We start from the raw sequence: 14722 nt of genomic DNA on the forward strand, positions 1-14722 counted from the left end.
CACTTCACGTAGGATGGGTCAACGTTACTGAGGCAATTTGATTCCCGATGTCGACCAAGCCTGAACTCGCCTCCTCGGTCATTCTCGAACGCGACGGCCGCTACCTGCTCGTGAGGCGGGCCAACCCGCCGTCGGCCGACATGTACGCCTTTCCCGGTGGACGGGCGGAGCCCGGAGAGACGCCGGCTGAAACTGCGCTTCGCGAATTGTTGGAAGAGACCGGCATAGAGGCCCGCAATCCCGTGCTGTTCGAAACCTACGACCTGCCCGGCAAGGAATCGGAAGGACGGCATTTCCTGCTTTCTGTCTTCCGAGCCGACGCGGGTGGCGACGCGGTAGCCGTTGCCAGCGACGACGCCGCCGGTCTTGGCTGGTTCACGCCGGCCGAAATCTTTGCCTTGCCGATCCCGGACAGCGTGCGCGAATGCGTGGAAAGGCTCGCGGAGATCGACACGGAATCCGGCCGCGGCCTTGAAACCGCCGTCAATTCCGGCTTGGTGGAGCCATGATCACTGCCCCGATCCTTGCGCGGCTTGCCCTGGCCGGCCTCGCGCTGACAGCCGCCACCGGTGCGGCGGCGCAAAAAACGCCGACGAAAGAGACGGCAACCACCGAGGCTGCAGCCCCTGCCGTCGTGGAGGAGAAACCCACACCCTACGACCAGAGGTTGATCCGGCTTTCCGAAATCATCGGCTCCGTTCACTATCTCAGGAACCTTTGCGTCAAGGAGCCGGAGGATGTCTGGCGTCGTTCGATGCAGGAATTGATCGACAAGGAAACGGCCGACGAGATCAAACGACGCGAAAGGATGACCGCCGCCTTCAACCGTGGGTATCGCACCTTTGCCTCTGTTTATACGACCTGCACGGGACCGGCGATCGTCGCCGAGCAGCGATACCGTGCCGAAGGCGCAACACTTGCGTCAGAAATCGTCGCCCGCTTTGGAAATTAGCAATAAATTAACCTCTTTTCTCACGACCCCGTGTCGTTTCGGGAAAAGGCTGCTAAGTTCGTTAAGAGAGTGGTAAGAAGTGGCGAGTCCGTCACAGCCGTTCAGTTGGAGTTCAGCCGGACGGCCAAAGAATGAACCGCTTGCACAATGGAAGTCGCATGGAACGAATGATGGAACCAAGCCTGACCGACATCGATGACATGATCGTCCACGAGAAAATGCAGGCTGCGCTGGAACACCAGAGCGAGGCCTGGGCGGACGGCATGGCTGATGGTATCGAGCCGGAAATCATCGCCGATGCGGCCATCGCGCTCGCCATGCGGGAAACCGTTCGGCTTCATGGCGAAGACGGTGCGGAAGCGATGCTCAATTCGCTTCGCGAACGCGTCCTCGCCGGCGAGTTCTCGCCCCAGCGCACGCTTCAGTAATATCAGGACTGCCCGATGATTCGGAATCTTGCAAACCGGACCCTTCCGGTTCGCCTCGCCACGCTGCTTTTGGCCGGTGTCGCCGTGAGCACCCCGGCAGCGTTTTCCCCCGCCTTTGCTCTCAGCGAATTGCAGGGCGCGCCGCAACCCGTTCCCACCGAACAGCCCACTACCGGCGACCAGAAGGCGGCGCCGCCTGTGGCCGAACCTGTCGCGGAGGAGCCGGACGAAGAAGAGAAGCTTCCGCTCGAAATCCCGATGCCCGATCCGCTGATCAACAAGTCAGCGACGGCCACCAAGGACGAGGCCCCCGCGGCCGAAGAGCCTGAGACGGCCGGGCCTGTCGAGGTTCTGACAGACGTTTCCAAGATTCCGGCGCCGGTTGCCCGGATGCGTGAACTGATCGTCGAAGCGGCTGCTTCCGGCGATATCGAGCGCCTGCGCCCGTTGCTCGGCAAGGGCCCGACCCAAACCCAGGTCACCGGCGTCACCGGCGACGAGGACCCGGTCGCGATTCTGAAGGGACTTTCGGGCGATCAAGAGGGTGTCGAAATCCTGGCGATCCTGCTCGACGTGCTGTCGACCGGTTTCGTGCTGGTGGACAAGGGCACGCCGCAGGAGGCCTATGTCTGGCCCTACTTCGCGGAAAAGAAGCTCTCGATGCTCACGGCACCGGAAAAGGTCGATCTGTTCCGCCTGGTCACCGCAGGGGACTTTGCAGACATGGAAGAGTTCGGCAGCTACAACTTCTACCGCGTCGGCATCATGCCGGACGGAAAGTGGAAATTCTTCATCGCCGGCGACTGACCGCCGGCGACCGAGCTTGCCGATCCTCTCCGAACATCCTACCTCTTCGCCAAGAGATCACGATGGTACCAGGTCGAGTCGACCCGGATCGCGACGTGATCGGTGTTTGTTGTACGCATTTCCGGACGCAAAACCGCTACGTACTTTTGCTGGAAATGCTCTAGGTTAGAGCGGGTTCCCACCCGCCGAGCAGGATTCGAACGATGCCCAGAGTTCGCCTCGACGACCGCGCGATTGTCGCCGTCTCCGGCAAGGACGCCGAAGATCTCCTCCAGGGATTGATCACCACCGACCTCGATGCGCTGGCGCCCGATGAATCGCGTCCCGGCGCCTTGCTGACGCCGCAGGGCAAGATTCTGTTCGACTTCATGATCTCCCGTGATGGCGACTGCCTTAGGCTGGAGACCGCGCGCGACCAGGCGGAAGCACTGCTGAAGCGGCTGACGATGTACAAGCTTCGCTCGGCGGTCGACCTTTCGATCGATGCGTCCGCCGCCGTCACCGTGATATTTGACGAGGCCCCGCCTGAGGGGGCTTATCGGGATCACCGCTTCGAGAAAGCCGGCGTCGCACTCTTCCGCGCCTATGGCGAAGCAGCCGGCGACACGGCCGGCGTCGAAGAACTCGAGCGGATTCGCATCGCAGCGGGCGTCGCGAGTGCCGGCACTGATTATGTGGCGCAGGATGCTTTTCCGCATGATGTTCTCCTCGACAAGAACGGCGGCCTTTCCTTCAAGAAGGGATGCTACGTCGGCCAGGAAGTGGTGTCGCGGATGCAGCACCGCGGCATGCCGCGCCGCCGGGTCGTGATCGTCTCTGCGCAGACCGCGCTTCCCCCGACGGGAACGACGATTACTGCGAACGATAAGTCCATCGGCACGCTGGGTACGGTTCAAGGCAAGTCGGCACTCGCGATCGTGCGCATCGACAAGGCGGGAGAAGCCATGGCGAACGATGTTCAGTTGCTTGCCGGTGACGTACCGGTGACCATGGTCCTGCCCGAATGGACCGGGCTCACCTTCCCGACGAGCGCCGACGAGGCAAGCGCGTGACGTCGACCCGCGCTTGGCAACGCATGCTCTCCGGCCGCCGGCTGGACCTGCTCGATCCGTCGCCGCTCGACGTGGAGATCGGCGACATCGCCCATGGGCTCGCGCGCGTTGCCCGCTGGAACGGCCAGACGGCCGGCGACCACGCCTTCTCGGTGGCGCAGCACAGCCTGATGGTCGAGGACATCTTTCGCCGCAGCAACAAATGCAGCACCGACGACTGCCTGCTGGCACTGCTGCATGACGCGCCGGAATATGTGATCGGTGACATGATCTCGCCGTTCAAGGCGGTGGTCGGCGGCGGCTACAAGTCGGTGGAAAAGCGGCTGGAAAGCGCCATTCACCTTCGCTTCGGCCTGCCGGCGCAATGCTCCAAGGAATTGAAGGATCGGATCAAGAAGGCCGACCACGTCGCCGCCTATTTCGAAGCGACCGTGCTTGCCGGCTTCTCGGTCGAAGAGGCGCGCAAGTTCTTCGGCCAGCCACGCGGCATTACCCGCGAAACGCTGCTGATCGATCCTTTGCCGGCCGTCGAAGCGCAGCGGCTGTTCACGGAACGGTTCCAGGTTCTGGAAGCAGAGCGCCTGCCGGCGCGCGCGGAAATCTGACATGCCGGAGATCGTCGTTTCGCCACTCGCCCGCGTCGCCGAAATGGCCGTTCGCCATGGCTGCACCGAGATGATCAGCCTTGTCGCCAAGGGCCAGGACTTTCATCGCCCCGGGGTCATCGCCAAGGCGCGGCACCTGACGCTCGGCATGAACGACATCACCTTTGCCGGCACCGGCGACCTCATCGCGCCGCAGGAAGAGCATGTCCGGCAGATCGTCGCCTTTGCGCGCGAATGGGATCGCGCGCGGCCGTTGCTCGTCCATTGCTGGATGGGCGTTTCGCGTTCGCCGGCAGCGGCGCTTATCGCGGCCCTTGCCGCCGAGCCGGACCAGGATGACGCAGAATTGGTTCAGCGCCTGCGGCGCGCCTCGCCCTTCGCAACGCCAAACAGCCGGCTTATCGAGATCGGTGATACGGTGCTCCAGCGTAACGGGCGGCTCATGGCCGCCGTGCGCGGGATCGGCCGAGGTGCGGACACCGATGGTAACGCACCCTTTGTCCTGCCGCTCCTTGCCGAGGGGGCAGCCGTTGCCGACTGAAACGCAGCCGACGACGGTCGAAATCGGCCTCAATGCGGCGATCGTCGCCGTCGTCCAGCGCAGTCCTCGGATCCTTGCCGTCAGCGAAACCGACGGCGACGCGCGAGACAGCCTGCCCTTCGGCCCCTTTGATCCGGCGCTGCATCGGACCTTTGAGACGAGCCTGCGCGATCGCGTCGAAAAGCGCACGGCGCTGAAACTCGGCTATATCGAACAGCTCTACACCTTCGGTGATCGCGGCCGGCAGCGGCTTCCGGGCGAAGAAGGCAAACACATGGTCTCGGTCGGCTATCTGGCGCTAACCAGGACCGACGCCGAAAACACCGAGCGGCTCGCCGAAGCCGGCGCGCACTGGCGCGACTGGTACGGCTACCTGCCTTGGGAAGACTGGCGGCAGGGCCGCCCACCGGTCCTCGATCAGGCGATCCTGCCGGGGCTTGCCCGCTGGGAGACTGGCGCCACCGGCGAAGAACAGGCCGCCCGGATCGCCCGCCGCCGGGCACGCATTCGCCTGGCATTTGGTCTCGACGATTTTCCCTGGGACGAGGAGCGGGTGCTGGAGCGCTACGAGCTGCTCTACGAGGCCGGGCTCGTGCCCGAAGCTGTGCTCGACGGCCACGGCAACGGCCACGACGTTCTGACCGTCGGACAGGCCATGCGCCATGACCATCGCCGCATCGTCGCGACAGCGATCGCGAGGTTGCGCGGCAAGCTCAAATATCGCCCTGTCGTCTTCGAACTGATGCCGCCGGAGTTCACGCTGACCGACCTGCAGGCGACCGTCGAAGCGATCTCCGGCCGTCACCTGCACAAGCAGAATTTCCGCCGCCTCGTCGAAGGTGCGGAGCTGGTGGAACCGACAGGCATGACACTGTCTTCCACCGGTGGGCGCCCGGCCGCCCTCTTCCGCTTCCGCCGCCAGATCCTCGACGAGCGCCCTGCCCCGGGCCTCAAGGTTGGCGGGCGATGATTGCGGATGCCGGCCGCGGAAAATCGGCGCTACGTCTAACAGATCGCGAAAATCGCACTACATTCTAGGCCATGACGCGGGTACAGGACGCGTCCATCGCGGTGCGAATGGGTCCAGCTTCCGCGCTGCTCATGACGGAGGTGACAACCATGCTGCTCGCACTGACCCTGCTGACGTCGCTGCTCGGCACCTCGCCCCAGTCGGGTATCGACGAGAAGCCGAAGATGCCCGACTACTTCAAGAACCAGCAGGGCGGCGGCATGCAGCCGCAGACCACGATCTGCAATCTCAACAGCCAGGATTCGAACGGGCAGTTCAAGACCTGCCGCTACGATTGCGGCACGCAGATCACCGTCGGCGAGCGCTTCGCCTGCCCGTTCATCATGCAGCGATAACGCTACTGGGTGTCTCCTTAAATCGACCTCGATTTAAGGTCCAAGACATGCAGAAAATCAAAGTGCTACAGCGACCTTTGCGCGTCTGGTAAGACGCGCGGCGCTGTAGTTGAACTGCTCGTTACCGGTTGATCACCACATCGAGGCCAATGTCGAGCGTTGGAGCGGCCATGGTGATCTTTGAAGTCGAGATGTAGTCGATGCCGCTTTCGGCAATCGCGCGCACAGTATCGATCTTGACGTTGCCGGAGGCCTCGAGCCGGGTGCGGCGGGCGTCGAGCGCGTAGGCGTCGGTGGAGAGCTGCCAGAATGCCTGGTTGACGGCGACGGCTTCGCGCAGCAGCTCCGGGCCCATATTGTCGAGCAGGATGACGTCGGGCTGGGCGGTCAGCGCCTCGCGCATCTGGTCGAGACCATCGACCTCGACCTCGATCTTGACGAGATGGCCGCAATAGGCCCGCGCCGCGTGGATGGCGCTGGCGACACCGCCGGAAACGGCGATGTGGTTATCCTTGATCAACACCGCGTCGTCGAGCCCGTAGCGGTGGTTGGAGCCACCGCCGAGACGCACGGCATATTTCTCGAGTGCGCGCAGCCCCGGGATGGTCTTGCGGGTACAGCAAACCTTCGCACGCGTATGGGCGATCTCGTCGGCGAATTTCGCCGTATAGGTCGCAATACCCGAGAGATGCATAAGGAAATTCAGGCCCACCCGCTCGGCCGATAGCAGGCCGCGGGCACGGCCGGAGATGCGGGCGATTGCCGTGCCCGGCGCCACCCGGTCCCCATCCGCCACCAACGCCTCGAAACCGATCGACGGGTCGACCAGACGGAAGGCGGCGCGCGCGAGATCGAGCCCGGCGACGACGCCGGGGTCGCGGGCATTCATGCCGGCCGTTGCCGTCAGCTCCGGTCCGATCGTCGACTGCGTGGTAATGTCGCCGGCGCGGCCGAGGTCCTCAAGCAGTGCGGCGCGCACCTGGTCCTCGATCATCAGTGCGGGCAGTTCGGGGCGGAAGGCTGCGGTCATCTGCTGGCGGTCCTTGAGCTTCAGTCACATGCGAGTGGCGGAGTGCCGGATCACGCCGGTTCCGTTTCAGCCAATTCCTTTGAAAGGCGATTGGCTTCGGCGAGCGTCAGGTAGGTGCGTCGGCGCCATTCCGGCCGCTCCGCCGGGCAATCGGCGCGGAAGTGGCCGCCGCGGCTTTCCGTGCGGCGTAGCGCACCGACGGTGATCAGCTTGGCTGTGGTGATGATGTTGGTAAAGCGCATGCGCGAATTTTCGCGCTCGAGCACCGCGATCTCTCGGATTGCCTTCAGCAGGCTTTCGCGCGTGCGGATCACACCGACGCAATCGCTCATCACCTGGCGCAGAACCTTGAGCTGCGGGCTATCCTCGACGGTCACCGGATCGTCATTCTCGCCGGCATTGTCGCCCCACTCGGTGAGCTGCGGCGTCGGCAGCGTGCCCTTGATGTTTTCGGCGATACGGGCCGCAAAGACGACGGCTTCGAGCAGCGAGTTGGAGGCAAGGCGGTTGGCGCCATGCACGCCTGTCGAGGTGACTTCGCCGGCGGCCCAGAGGCCATCGATCGAGGTGCGGCCCTCCGCGTCCGTCAGCACGCCGCCCATATGGTAGTGGACCGCGGGCACGACAGGGATCGGCTGGGTCACCGGATCGATGCCGGCCGCGGTGCACGAGGCATAGACCGTCGGGAACATGTCGGGGAAGTGCTTGCCGATCGCCTTGGTGCAATCGAGGAAGGCGCCACGCCCGGCCTGGACCTCGGCGAAGACCCCGCGCGAAACGATGTCGCGCGGCGCAAGCTCGCCGTCGGGGTGAATGTCGAGCATGAAGCGATGGCCGGCTGCATTCAGGAGGTGGGCACCGTCACCGCGCAGCGCCTCGGTCGCCAGCGGCGCCGGATCCTTGCCGATATTGATCGCGGTCGGGTGGAACTGCACGAACTCCGGATCGGCGATGATCGCGCCGGCGCGCGCTGCCATGCCGACCCCCTGCCCGCAGGCTTCCCAAGGGTTGGTGGTGACCGCATAGAGATGACCGACGCCGCCGGAGCAAAGTACGACGGCACGCGCCGGGAACGAGACGCGCTTCTTCGACTGTCCCGCATCCGGTCGCGCGATGACGCCGGAGATGAACCGGCCCTCGCGAACCAGTTCCTCCACGACGTAACCCTCGATCACGCGGATCGAAGGCGTCTTGCGCACCGCGGCAATCAACGCTTCCATGATTGCCTTGCCGGCCATGTCGCCCTTGACCCGGACGATGCGGCGCTCGGAATGCGCCGCCTCGCGCGACAAGAGCAGCTTGCCTTCGAGGTCGCGATCGAAGGGCACGCCATATTCCAGAAGATCGTGAATGCGCGCCGGGCCTTCGGCGACCATCATGCGCGTCATCTTCTCGTCGACGATGCCGGCGCCGGCGGCGAGCGTGTCGGCAACGTGTTTCTCGAAGGTATCGCCCGGGCTCATGGCCGCGGCGATGCCCCCTTGAGCCCAGGCCGACGAGGCGCCGTGGCCGATGGGCGCGGCAGCCAGGATCGTCACCGGCCTCGGGCTCAGCTTCAGCGCGCAGAAAAGGCCGGCCAGGCCGCCGCCGACGATGACGATGTCGTCAATCCCGTTGAAGGATTGCGGGCGGAAGTGGTCGGTCAGCATGTTTCATTCTCCTCCAATGCGCATGCAGAGTTTCTATATTCTACAGCGACCTTTGCGCGCCTTATAAGGCGCGCGGCGCTGTAGGCCGGGCGAACCCGCCAGGCGGAATCGTTACTGCTTGAGGTTCACCATGCGTTCGACCGCAAGGCGGGCGCGGGCGGCGATCGCCGGATCGACGAGAACCTCCTCCGTCATGTTGAGCAGGCTGTCCAGGATCTTCGGCAGCGTGATGCGCTTCATGTGCGGACAGAGGTTGCAGGGCTTGACGAACTCGACGCCCTCGATCTCGGCCTGGATGTTCGACGCCATCGAGCATTCGGTGACGAGCAGGACCTTCGACGGGCGGTTGTCCTTGACATAGTTGATCATGCCCGACGTCGAACCGGCGAAATCGCAGACGGCGATCACATCCGGGTGGCATTCCGGATGGCCGATGATCTCGATGCCCGGATTGGCTTCCTTGTAAGCGAGCAGCTCGGCAGCGGTGAAGCGCTCATGCACCTCGCAGTGGCCCTTCCAGGTCAGGATCTTCTTGTTGGTCTGGCGCGCGACGTTCATCGCCAGATATTCGTCGGGGATGCAGAGCACGGTGTCGGATTCCAGGCTCTCGACGACGTCAAGCACGTTGGACGAGGTGCAGCAGATATCGGTCTCGGCCTTCACGTCGGCGGAGGTGTTGACGTAGGTCACGACAGGAACGCCGGGGTAGCGCTGCTTCAGCAGGCGCACATCGGCGCCGGTGATCGATTCCGACAGCGAGCAGCCGGCTTTACCGTCCGGGATCAGAACCGTCTTTTCAGGGCTCAACAGCTTCGAGGTCTCGGCCATGAAGTGCACGCCGCACTGAATGATGATCTCTGCATCGACTTTGCTGGCGTCGCGGGCAAGCTGCAGCGAGTCGCCGACGATATCGGCGACGCAGTGGAAGATGTCGGGCGTCTGATAATTATGCGCGAGGATGACGGCATTGCGCTCCTTCTTCAGCCGGTTGATGGCGTGCACATAGGGCGCGTAGACCGGCCACTCGATCGCCGGGATGAAATCCTTCACCTTCTCATAGAGATGTTCCGTCTCGCGTGCGACCGCTGGCGTGAAGGCAAGTTCGGGTCTTTCGATGACACCAAAGCGCTGGGCAGCGCTGACAAGAACCGGGTTCGCCACCGCCTCTTTGCGGGAAACAACGCGCGTCATCGAGATCTCCTCTCCGCCCTCTTCCCGGGCAGCCTTTTCAATTATGCTCAATCTGAGCATAATTGAACCAAAACAAAAGCGGCAAAGCCGCATGGGTTGATTTAGAAAGTTTTGTGACAGAATTCAAGAATGGAGCGCTGTTTTTCGCAGTGCCCCAATTTGTACATGCGGTCAGGCCATCGCCGGCCGCACCACGCCCTTCTCCTCGATCGGCCAATGGACGATCGCAGCGAAGATGCCGAGCACCACGCCGAGCCACCACACCGGATCGTAGGAACCGAAGTGGTCGTAGAGGTATCCGCCCATCCAGACACCGAGGAACGAACCCACCTGGTGCGAGAGGAAAACGATGCCGCCGAGCAGACCCAGATGCCGCGTGCCGAACATGATGGCGACCAGCGCGTTGGTCGGCGGCACGGTCGACAACCAGAGCAGGCCCATGACGATCGCGAAGATGACGACGGAGACCGGCGTCTGCGGCAGCAGCAGGAAGGCGGTCACCGCCACCGAGCGGGCGATATAGATCAGCGCCAGAAAGTAGGGCTTCGAATAGTGCTGGGCGATGAAACCCGCAGACAGCGACCCGATGATGTTGAAGAAGCCGATCAGTGCCAGCGCAATCACCGCATAGCGCGCGTCGATGCCGATATCGCCGATATAGGCCGGAAAATGCGCGGTGATGAAGGCAACCTGATAGCCGCAGACAAAGAAGCCAGAGACCAAGAGCAGGTAGCTCTTGTGGCCGAGCGCTTCCTTCAACGCCTCGCCGATCGACTGTTTGTATTGCGCCTCGCTCTGGCGACCGGAGGAGGCATTGCCACGCAGTGGAATCGCGAAGAACGGCACCAGCAGCATGAGGACGCCGAGATAGACGAGGCTGTCCGACCAGCCATAGGCGGAGATCAGCCCCTGGCTCAACGGCGCGAACAGGAACATACCGGCAGAGCCCGCCGCCGTGCAGATGCCGAAGGCGAGCGACCGCTGATGCGGCGTGACGTTGCGGGCAAAGGCCGACAGGAGAATGCCGAAGGAGCCGGAGCCGACCGCCATGCCGACGAGCACGCCGCCACCGATATGCAGCCAGATCGGCGCATTGGCAAAGGCCATGATGATGAGGCCCGCAGCATAGAGAAGGCCCGACATGGCAAGCACCCGCCAAGTGCCGAACCGGTCAGCGATCGCGCCGAAAAAGGGCTGGCTCAAGCCCCAGCAGAGGTTTTGCAAGGCCATCGCAAGGCCGAAAGTCGTCCGGTCCCAGCCGGTGTCGGCGAGCATCGGCAACTGGAAGAAGCCCATCGCCGAGCGCGGGCCGAAGGTGAGCATCGCAACGACCGAACCAGCCGCGATGATCAGCCAGGGCATCTCCTGGCGGGCATGGGACGGTGCGGATGCTCCGGAAACAGCGGACATGAAATATCTCCGATTGATGGAGCGGCATCCTAGGCGGCGGCTAAAACAGATAAAAGCCAATTATATTGACGCCGCGATCACCGAAATTGATGCCGCCAGGACTCCTCTTTCAAGCGGCGCTGCGGAACCGGTTGCGGAACTCCCGGGGTGTCATGGCCTTCGCCGCCCTGAACTGTCGATTGAAGTTGGCGATCGAGCGATAGCCGACTGCTTCGGCGATGTGGGCGATCGATCGTCCAGAGCCGCTGAGCAGCGCGCAGGCTTCGCCAATCCTCAACCGCATCAGATACTCCGAGACCGGCATGTTGAGGTGGCGCAGGAACAGGCGATGCAGCCCCGAAAGACTGAGCGCGGCAAGGTCAGCGAGTTCGTCCATCGATGGGTTCTCGGCGTAATGCAGATGGATATGATCGAGCACACGGTCGAGGCGGCCGCGATCGACCGATCGGCCTGACGGCGTGACGACACGGCTGGACAACGGCGCCACCTGTTGCTCACGCGCCAGGATCGTCAGCAGAGACAGGACATCCGGCAGCCGTTCCTCCGGCGCCAGCCTGCGCAACCCTTCAAACAGCGGCCTGACACGGGCGGCAACTTCCGGAGTGAACTGCAAGCCCGGGGCGGATCGCTCGAACATCGCCTTGACACCGGTGAGCTCGACAAAGCCGTCGTCCAGACGTTCCACCCATTCCGGATGAAACCAGAGCACCAGCGCCACGTGCGGTTCGGCATCGTCAATCTTACCCGACGAGTGCCAGGTGTGCGGCAGGTTGGAACCGACGAGCACGAGATCGCCGTCGTCATAGGCGCCGATATGGTCGCCGACGAAGCGCTGGCCGCGCGAGTTGAGCGTCAGCGTCAGTTCGAACTCCGGATGATGGTGCCATTGGAACGGGATGGCGACGTCGAGGCGGCGGTCGAGCAGGATCGACGAAGCATTGGTCGCCCGCGGTATTTTCTGCAAAACAGCCTTCATGTTGCATGCCTTCGCCTCACGGTGCCAGAATCGTATCAATTTTGGCATGCTTCGTGCAACATGGCCTCGACCGGAAGGCTAGGCTTTCTCCATCGACCAATCGAACATTCAAGGCGAGGAGACATTCATGCAGGCGCTCAGAGACAGCCACCCCACGGCTGCCAATCTCGAGGTACAACTGAAGGACATCAAGAAGCGGCTGCCGCTGCGCGTGCTTTCGGAAGCGGACTGGCAGCACTGGATCACCAGGGGCTATGTCATCGTGCGCCAGGCGGTGCCGCCGGCCAATGTCGAGCGCCTTGTCGACCTGCTCTGGCGCTTCGACGAGAAGGATCCGAGCGATCCTTCGACCTGGTATGCGCCGCAGCGGCGCGAGCACAAGATGAAGGAACTCAACAACACCGGCATGCTGGAGATCTACAATCACCAGTATCTCTGGGACAACCGGCAGGAGCCGCGCATCTACGGCGCCTTCGTCGACATCTGGGATCGCGAGGATCTGTGGGTGACGATTGACCGCGCCAACCTCAATCCGCCGAAGAAGGTGAAGGGCAATCCTGACGGATTCATCCATTGGGATGTCGACACCTCGATCCGGCCGCTGCCGATCGGCGTTCAGGGCGTGCTGAGCCTGAAGAAACAGGACGGCGACGTCGGCGGCTTCCAATGCGTGCCGGAACTCTTCGAAAACTTCGAAAGCTGGGAGAAGACGCAAGCTACCGGCCGCGACCCGATGCACCCCGACATGGCCGGTCTCTCGACTGTCAACATCGAGATGGAGGCCGGCGACCTGATGATCTTCAACAGCCTGCTCGCCCATGGTGTGCGCCCCAACCACTCCGACGACCGTGTGCGGATGGCGCAATATATCTCGATGCATCCGGCGGAATGGGACAATGTCGCCGAGCGCGAGGAACGGGTGCGGCTGTGGCGGGAGCTCGACCACCCCAAGCGGGACGCCTTTCCCGGCGACCCGCGCCAATGGGAGAAGCACAATGCCTCCCCCGCCAGCCTCTCGGATCTCGGCGCCAAGCTTCTCGGAATCACGCCCTGGGCGTGATGCGGCCCGGAGCAATTCCGAGAAGAATGTGAAACGGCTTTCCGTCCGGAGTTGCGTCCGATTTAAGCCGAAGCACGCACCTTCATCGGCCAGCGTTCACCGCGCCGGCCGGTGACCTTGACCTCATCGCCAAGCTTTAGGGTGCCTTCGCTGCGCGGCACCGCGTTCCAGCCGAAGAGCACGCCGGGCACGCGCCGATCGGAGGACATGCGCTTTTCGGCCAGTCCCTGGATCGGGTTGCCGCCAATACGCTCGCCGGTGATCTGATCCTGTGTCGTCATGATGCAGCGGGCGCAGGGCTTGACGAGATCGAACCGAATGCCGCCGATCTCGACGCTTTCCCAGAAATCCTCATCCCAGGCGTCGTCGCAATCGACGAGGATGTTGGTGCGGAACCGGTCCATGCCGACGGGCTCCTGGCCCTTTTCGGCGAGGGTCCGGTTGAGATCGGCGAGCGAGCCGGTCGTCGTGATCAGGACCGGGAACCCATCGGCAAAGCCGACAGGCGCTGCGGTGCCGGCCCACTCGGCACCGACAAAGCGCTCGGCCGAGGCGTCCATGTGGGCAAGCTTGACCGGGCGGCCGAACCATGCGGACAGCGTCTCATCCGCCGTATCGTCGGAAACGGCGGCATCGACTTCACTGCCCCAGACCTGGACGTTCAGCCGGCGATCCGGATCAAAGCGTACCGAGGTTTCCCGGTCGCCCATCCTAAGATGCACACCGCCATCGATGTGGCTGGCTTCGACCTTCGCCAGCGCCTGCAATTCGCGCTGGGTGATGAAGCGCCCGTCCGGCTCGATCAGCATGAAGCGCCGGTCGCCCTCGACGCCATCGAGGTTGACGGTAACCGTCTCACGGGCGATGGCGCGGCCGCTTTTCAGCGGATGAATGTTGAGACCGGTCACCTTCATGGACAATTCCTTCATGTTCAAAAATAGATTCAAGCGCCTGACGATCCGATTCACGGGATAGCGGCAATATCTTGAAAGAATTAGATTTCATCGAGCATCATGGCAAGCACGTCGCGCAGGCGCTCCTCGCGCTCCGCCGCCAATCGGCGGCCAGCTTCGGTCTTGAAGCCATCGGCCAACCGGAACAGCTTGGTCTCGAAATGATCGATGGCGAACGCCTTGTCATCGAGTTCCCTTGCCTCCGCCAGCGGATCGAGGGGGTCATAGAGACCGCTGCCCATGCGCCCGGCGATATAGAAGCAGCGGGCGGCGCCGACCATACCGATCGCATCCAGCCGGTCGGCATCCTGAAGAATCCTCGCCTCCAGCGTCTCCGGTGCAATGTTGGCGGAGAAGCTGTGGGTCAGGATGGCGTGCGCCACGGCGCCGGTCTCTCCCGTACCCCAGCCGAGTTCCTGCAGAATGCCGGTCGCCTTCTCCGCCGCCAGACGTGATGCCTGGGTGCGCAAGGGCGAGTTCTTCTCGACCGAGACGCAATCATGGAGCAGGACGGCGGCGGCGAGCGAACGCGTATCGCCGCCCTCCTCCGCGTGGATGCGCGCAGCATTCTTCCAGACGCGGATCAGATGCGCGGCATCATGCGAGCCGTCATCGGCGGCAAAGGCATGCGGCAGCAGCACCGCGGCGAGATCCTCATGCGGCGCGAAGGCTGCCGCCAGTTTCGAAATATGTGTCATGACGT

Annotated in this window: 17 protein-coding genes; 10 read left to right on the forward strand and 7 right to left on the reverse strand. The window is 63.3% G+C overall.

The genetic code is table 11. The annotated features are described in order from the left end of the window. The first annotated feature begins 47 nt into the window (after nucleotides 1–47). The 9 genes from AC070A_RS19565 (at nucleotide 48) to AC070A_RS19605 (ending at nucleotide 5750) form a co-directional block, all read left to right on the forward strand. Nucleotides 48–509, forward strand: coding sequence for an NUDIX hydrolase (locus tag AC070A_RS19565; protein ID WP_057252757.1), 462 nt, complete (start codon nucleotides 48–50; stop codon nucleotides 507–509). Continuing rightward, nucleotides 506–952, forward strand: a complete 447-nt coding sequence (locus tag AC070A_RS19570; RefSeq protein WP_057252758.1) for a TIGR02301 family protein — start codon at nucleotides 506–508, stop codon at nucleotides 950–952. Before AC070A_RS19565 ends, AC070A_RS19570 begins: the two co-directional genes overlap by 4 nt. Nucleotides 953–1110: 158 nt before the next feature. Beyond that, complete coding sequence (locus tag AC070A_RS19575) at nucleotides 1111–1380, forward strand: hypothetical protein (RefSeq protein ID WP_093232155.1); 270 nt, start codon at nucleotides 1111–1113, stop codon at nucleotides 1378–1380. A 15-nt stretch (nucleotides 1381–1395) separates the two neighbouring features. Then, nucleotides 1396–2187 carry a hypothetical protein gene (locus AC070A_RS19580; protein WP_113479445.1) on the forward strand — a complete coding sequence of 264 codons (792 nt, stop codon included), beginning with the start codon at nucleotides 1396–1398 and terminating at the stop codon, nucleotides 2185–2187. Between the two features lie 203 nt (nucleotides 2188–2390). Then, nucleotides 2391–3239: a CAF17-like 4Fe-4S cluster assembly/insertion protein YgfZ gene (gene ygfZ / locus AC070A_RS19585; RefSeq protein WP_058320250.1), complete on the forward strand. Its 849-nt coding sequence runs from the start codon at nucleotides 2391–2393 to the stop codon at nucleotides 3237–3239. Beyond that, nucleotides 3236–3844: a YfbR-like 5'-deoxynucleotidase gene (locus AC070A_RS19590; RefSeq protein WP_057252762.1), complete on the forward strand. Its 609-nt coding sequence runs from the start codon at nucleotides 3236–3238 to the stop codon at nucleotides 3842–3844. Before ygfZ ends, AC070A_RS19590 begins: the two co-directional genes overlap by 4 nt. 1 nt (nucleotide 3845) lies before the next feature. Next, the gene (locus AC070A_RS19595; RefSeq protein WP_113479444.1) at nucleotides 3846–4385 is read left to right on the forward strand and encodes a tyrosine phosphatase family protein; all 540 of its coding nucleotides are present in this window, start codon (nucleotides 3846–3848) and stop codon (nucleotides 4383–4385) included. Then, nucleotides 4327–5355, forward strand: coding sequence for an NUDIX hydrolase (locus tag AC070A_RS19600; RefSeq protein WP_057252765.1), 1029 nt, complete (start codon nucleotides 4327–4329; stop codon nucleotides 5353–5355). Before AC070A_RS19595 ends, AC070A_RS19600 begins: the two co-directional genes overlap by 59 nt. A gap of 149 nt (nucleotides 5356–5504) precedes the next feature. Continuing rightward, complete coding sequence (locus AC070A_RS19605; protein WP_058320251.1) at nucleotides 5505–5750, forward strand: hypothetical protein; 246 nt, start codon at nucleotides 5505–5507, stop codon at nucleotides 5748–5750. A 121-nt stretch (nucleotides 5751–5871) separates the two neighbouring features. On the opposite strand, the gene nadC is transcribed toward AC070A_RS19605, so the two are convergent. The 5 genes from nadC to AC070A_RS19630 all read right to left on the reverse strand — a co-directional run bounded on the left by nadC (nucleotide 5872) and on the right by AC070A_RS19630 (nucleotide 12006). Next, the gene (gene nadC / locus AC070A_RS19610; RefSeq protein WP_057252769.1) at nucleotides 5872–6780 is read right to left on the reverse strand and encodes a carboxylating nicotinate-nucleotide diphosphorylase; all 909 of its coding nucleotides are present in this window, start codon (nucleotides 6778–6780) and stop codon (nucleotides 5872–5874) included. 50 nt (nucleotides 6781–6830) lie between these two features. Continuing rightward, nucleotides 6831–8429: an L-aspartate oxidase gene (locus AC070A_RS19615; RefSeq protein WP_057252771.1), complete on the reverse strand. Its 1599-nt coding sequence runs from the start codon at nucleotides 8427–8429 to the stop codon at nucleotides 6831–6833. A 111-nt stretch (nucleotides 8430–8540) separates the two neighbouring features. Next, on the reverse strand, nucleotides 8541–9620 hold the full coding sequence (gene nadA, locus AC070A_RS19620; protein ID WP_057252773.1) for a quinolinate synthase NadA: 1080 nt from the start codon (nucleotides 9618–9620) through the stop codon (nucleotides 8541–8543). Nucleotides 9621–9791: 171 nt separating this feature from the next. Continuing rightward, nucleotides 9792–11030: an MFS transporter gene (locus tag AC070A_RS19625; protein ID WP_113479443.1), complete on the reverse strand. Its 1239-nt coding sequence runs from the start codon at nucleotides 11028–11030 to the stop codon at nucleotides 9792–9794. 109 nt (nucleotides 11031–11139) lie between these two features. Then, complete coding sequence (locus tag AC070A_RS19630; protein ID WP_113479442.1) at nucleotides 11140–12006, reverse strand: helix-turn-helix domain-containing protein; 867 nt, start codon at nucleotides 12004–12006, stop codon at nucleotides 11140–11142. A gap of 127 nt (nucleotides 12007–12133) precedes the next feature. On the opposite strand from AC070A_RS19630, the gene AC070A_RS19635 reads away from it, so the two are divergent. Then, nucleotides 12134–13066, forward strand: a complete 933-nt coding sequence (locus tag AC070A_RS19635) for a phytanoyl-CoA dioxygenase family protein (RefSeq protein ID WP_113479441.1) — start codon at nucleotides 12134–12136, stop codon at nucleotides 13064–13066. A 62-nt stretch (nucleotides 13067–13128) separates the two neighbouring features. Here AC070A_RS19635 and AC070A_RS19640 read toward each other — a convergent pair whose 3' ends face one another. Together AC070A_RS19640 and AC070A_RS19645 are read right to left on the reverse strand one after the other, a co-directional pair. Then, the gene (locus AC070A_RS19640) at nucleotides 13129–13980 is read right to left on the reverse strand and encodes an MOSC domain-containing protein (RefSeq protein WP_110878406.1); all 852 of its coding nucleotides are present in this window, start codon (nucleotides 13978–13980) and stop codon (nucleotides 13129–13131) included. An 80-nt stretch (nucleotides 13981–14060) separates the two neighbouring features. Continuing rightward, nucleotides 14061–14717 (reverse strand): HD domain-containing protein, encoded by a 657-nt coding sequence (locus tag AC070A_RS19645; RefSeq protein WP_057252781.1) that lies wholly within the window; start codon nucleotides 14715–14717, stop codon nucleotides 14061–14063. Between the last annotated feature and the right edge of the window lie 5 nt (nucleotides 14718–14722).

Source organism: Ensifer sp. GW101-20A05 (genome assembly GCF_059424735.1).

Excerpts from the sequence above, each read along its gene's own strand:
- AC070A_RS19640 (WP_110878406.1), bottom strand. The coding sequence starts at position 13,980 with ATGAAGGTGACCGGTCTCAACATTCATCCGCTGAAAAGCGGCCGCGCC.
- AC070A_RS19635 (WP_113479441.1), top strand. The coding sequence starts at position 12,134 with ATGCAGGCGCTCAGAGACAGCCACCCCACGGCTGCCAATCTCGAGGTA.
- ygfZ (WP_058320250.1), top strand. The coding sequence starts at position 2,391 with ATGCCCAGAGTTCGCCTCGACGACCGCGCGATTGTCGCCGTCTCCGGC.
- AC070A_RS19600 (WP_057252765.1), top strand. The coding sequence starts at position 4,327 with ATGGTAACGCACCCTTTGTCCTGCCGCTCCTTGCCGAGGGGGCAGCCG.
- AC070A_RS19575 (WP_093232155.1), top strand. The coding sequence starts at position 1,111 with ATGGAACGAATGATGGAACCAAGCCTGACCGACATCGATGACATGATC.
- AC070A_RS19625 (WP_113479443.1), bottom strand. The coding sequence starts at position 11,030 with ATGTCCGCTGTTTCCGGAGCATCCGCACCGTCCCATGCCCGCCAGGAG.
- AC070A_RS19580 (WP_113479445.1), top strand. The coding sequence starts at position 1,396 with ATGATTCGGAATCTTGCAAACCGGACCCTTCCGGTTCGCCTCGCCACG.
- AC070A_RS19645 (WP_057252781.1), bottom strand. The coding sequence starts at position 14,717 with ATGACACATATTTCGAAACTGGCGGCAGCCTTCGCGCCGCATGAGGAT.
- AC070A_RS19565 (WP_057252757.1), top strand. The coding sequence starts at position 48 with ATGTCGACCAAGCCTGAACTCGCCTCCTCGGTCATTCTCGAACGCGAC.
- nadC (WP_057252769.1), bottom strand. The coding sequence starts at position 6,780 with ATGACCGCAGCCTTCCGCCCCGAACTGCCCGCACTGATGATCGAGGAC.
- AC070A_RS19605 (WP_058320251.1), top strand. The coding sequence starts at position 5,505 with ATGCTGCTCGCACTGACCCTGCTGACGTCGCTGCTCGGCACCTCGCCC.
- nadA (WP_057252773.1), bottom strand. The coding sequence starts at position 9,620 with ATGACGCGCGTTGTTTCCCGCAAAGAGGCGGTGGCGAACCCGGTTCTT.
- AC070A_RS19570 (WP_057252758.1), top strand. The coding sequence starts at position 506 with ATGATCACTGCCCCGATCCTTGCGCGGCTTGCCCTGGCCGGCCTCGCG.
- AC070A_RS19595 (WP_113479444.1), top strand. The coding sequence starts at position 3,846 with ATGCCGGAGATCGTCGTTTCGCCACTCGCCCGCGTCGCCGAAATGGCC.
- AC070A_RS19630 (WP_113479442.1), bottom strand. The coding sequence starts at position 12,006 with ATGAAGGCTGTTTTGCAGAAAATACCGCGGGCGACCAATGCTTCGTCG.
- AC070A_RS19615 (WP_057252771.1), bottom strand. The coding sequence starts at position 8,429 with ATGCTGACCGACCACTTCCGCCCGCAATCCTTCAACGGGATTGACGAC.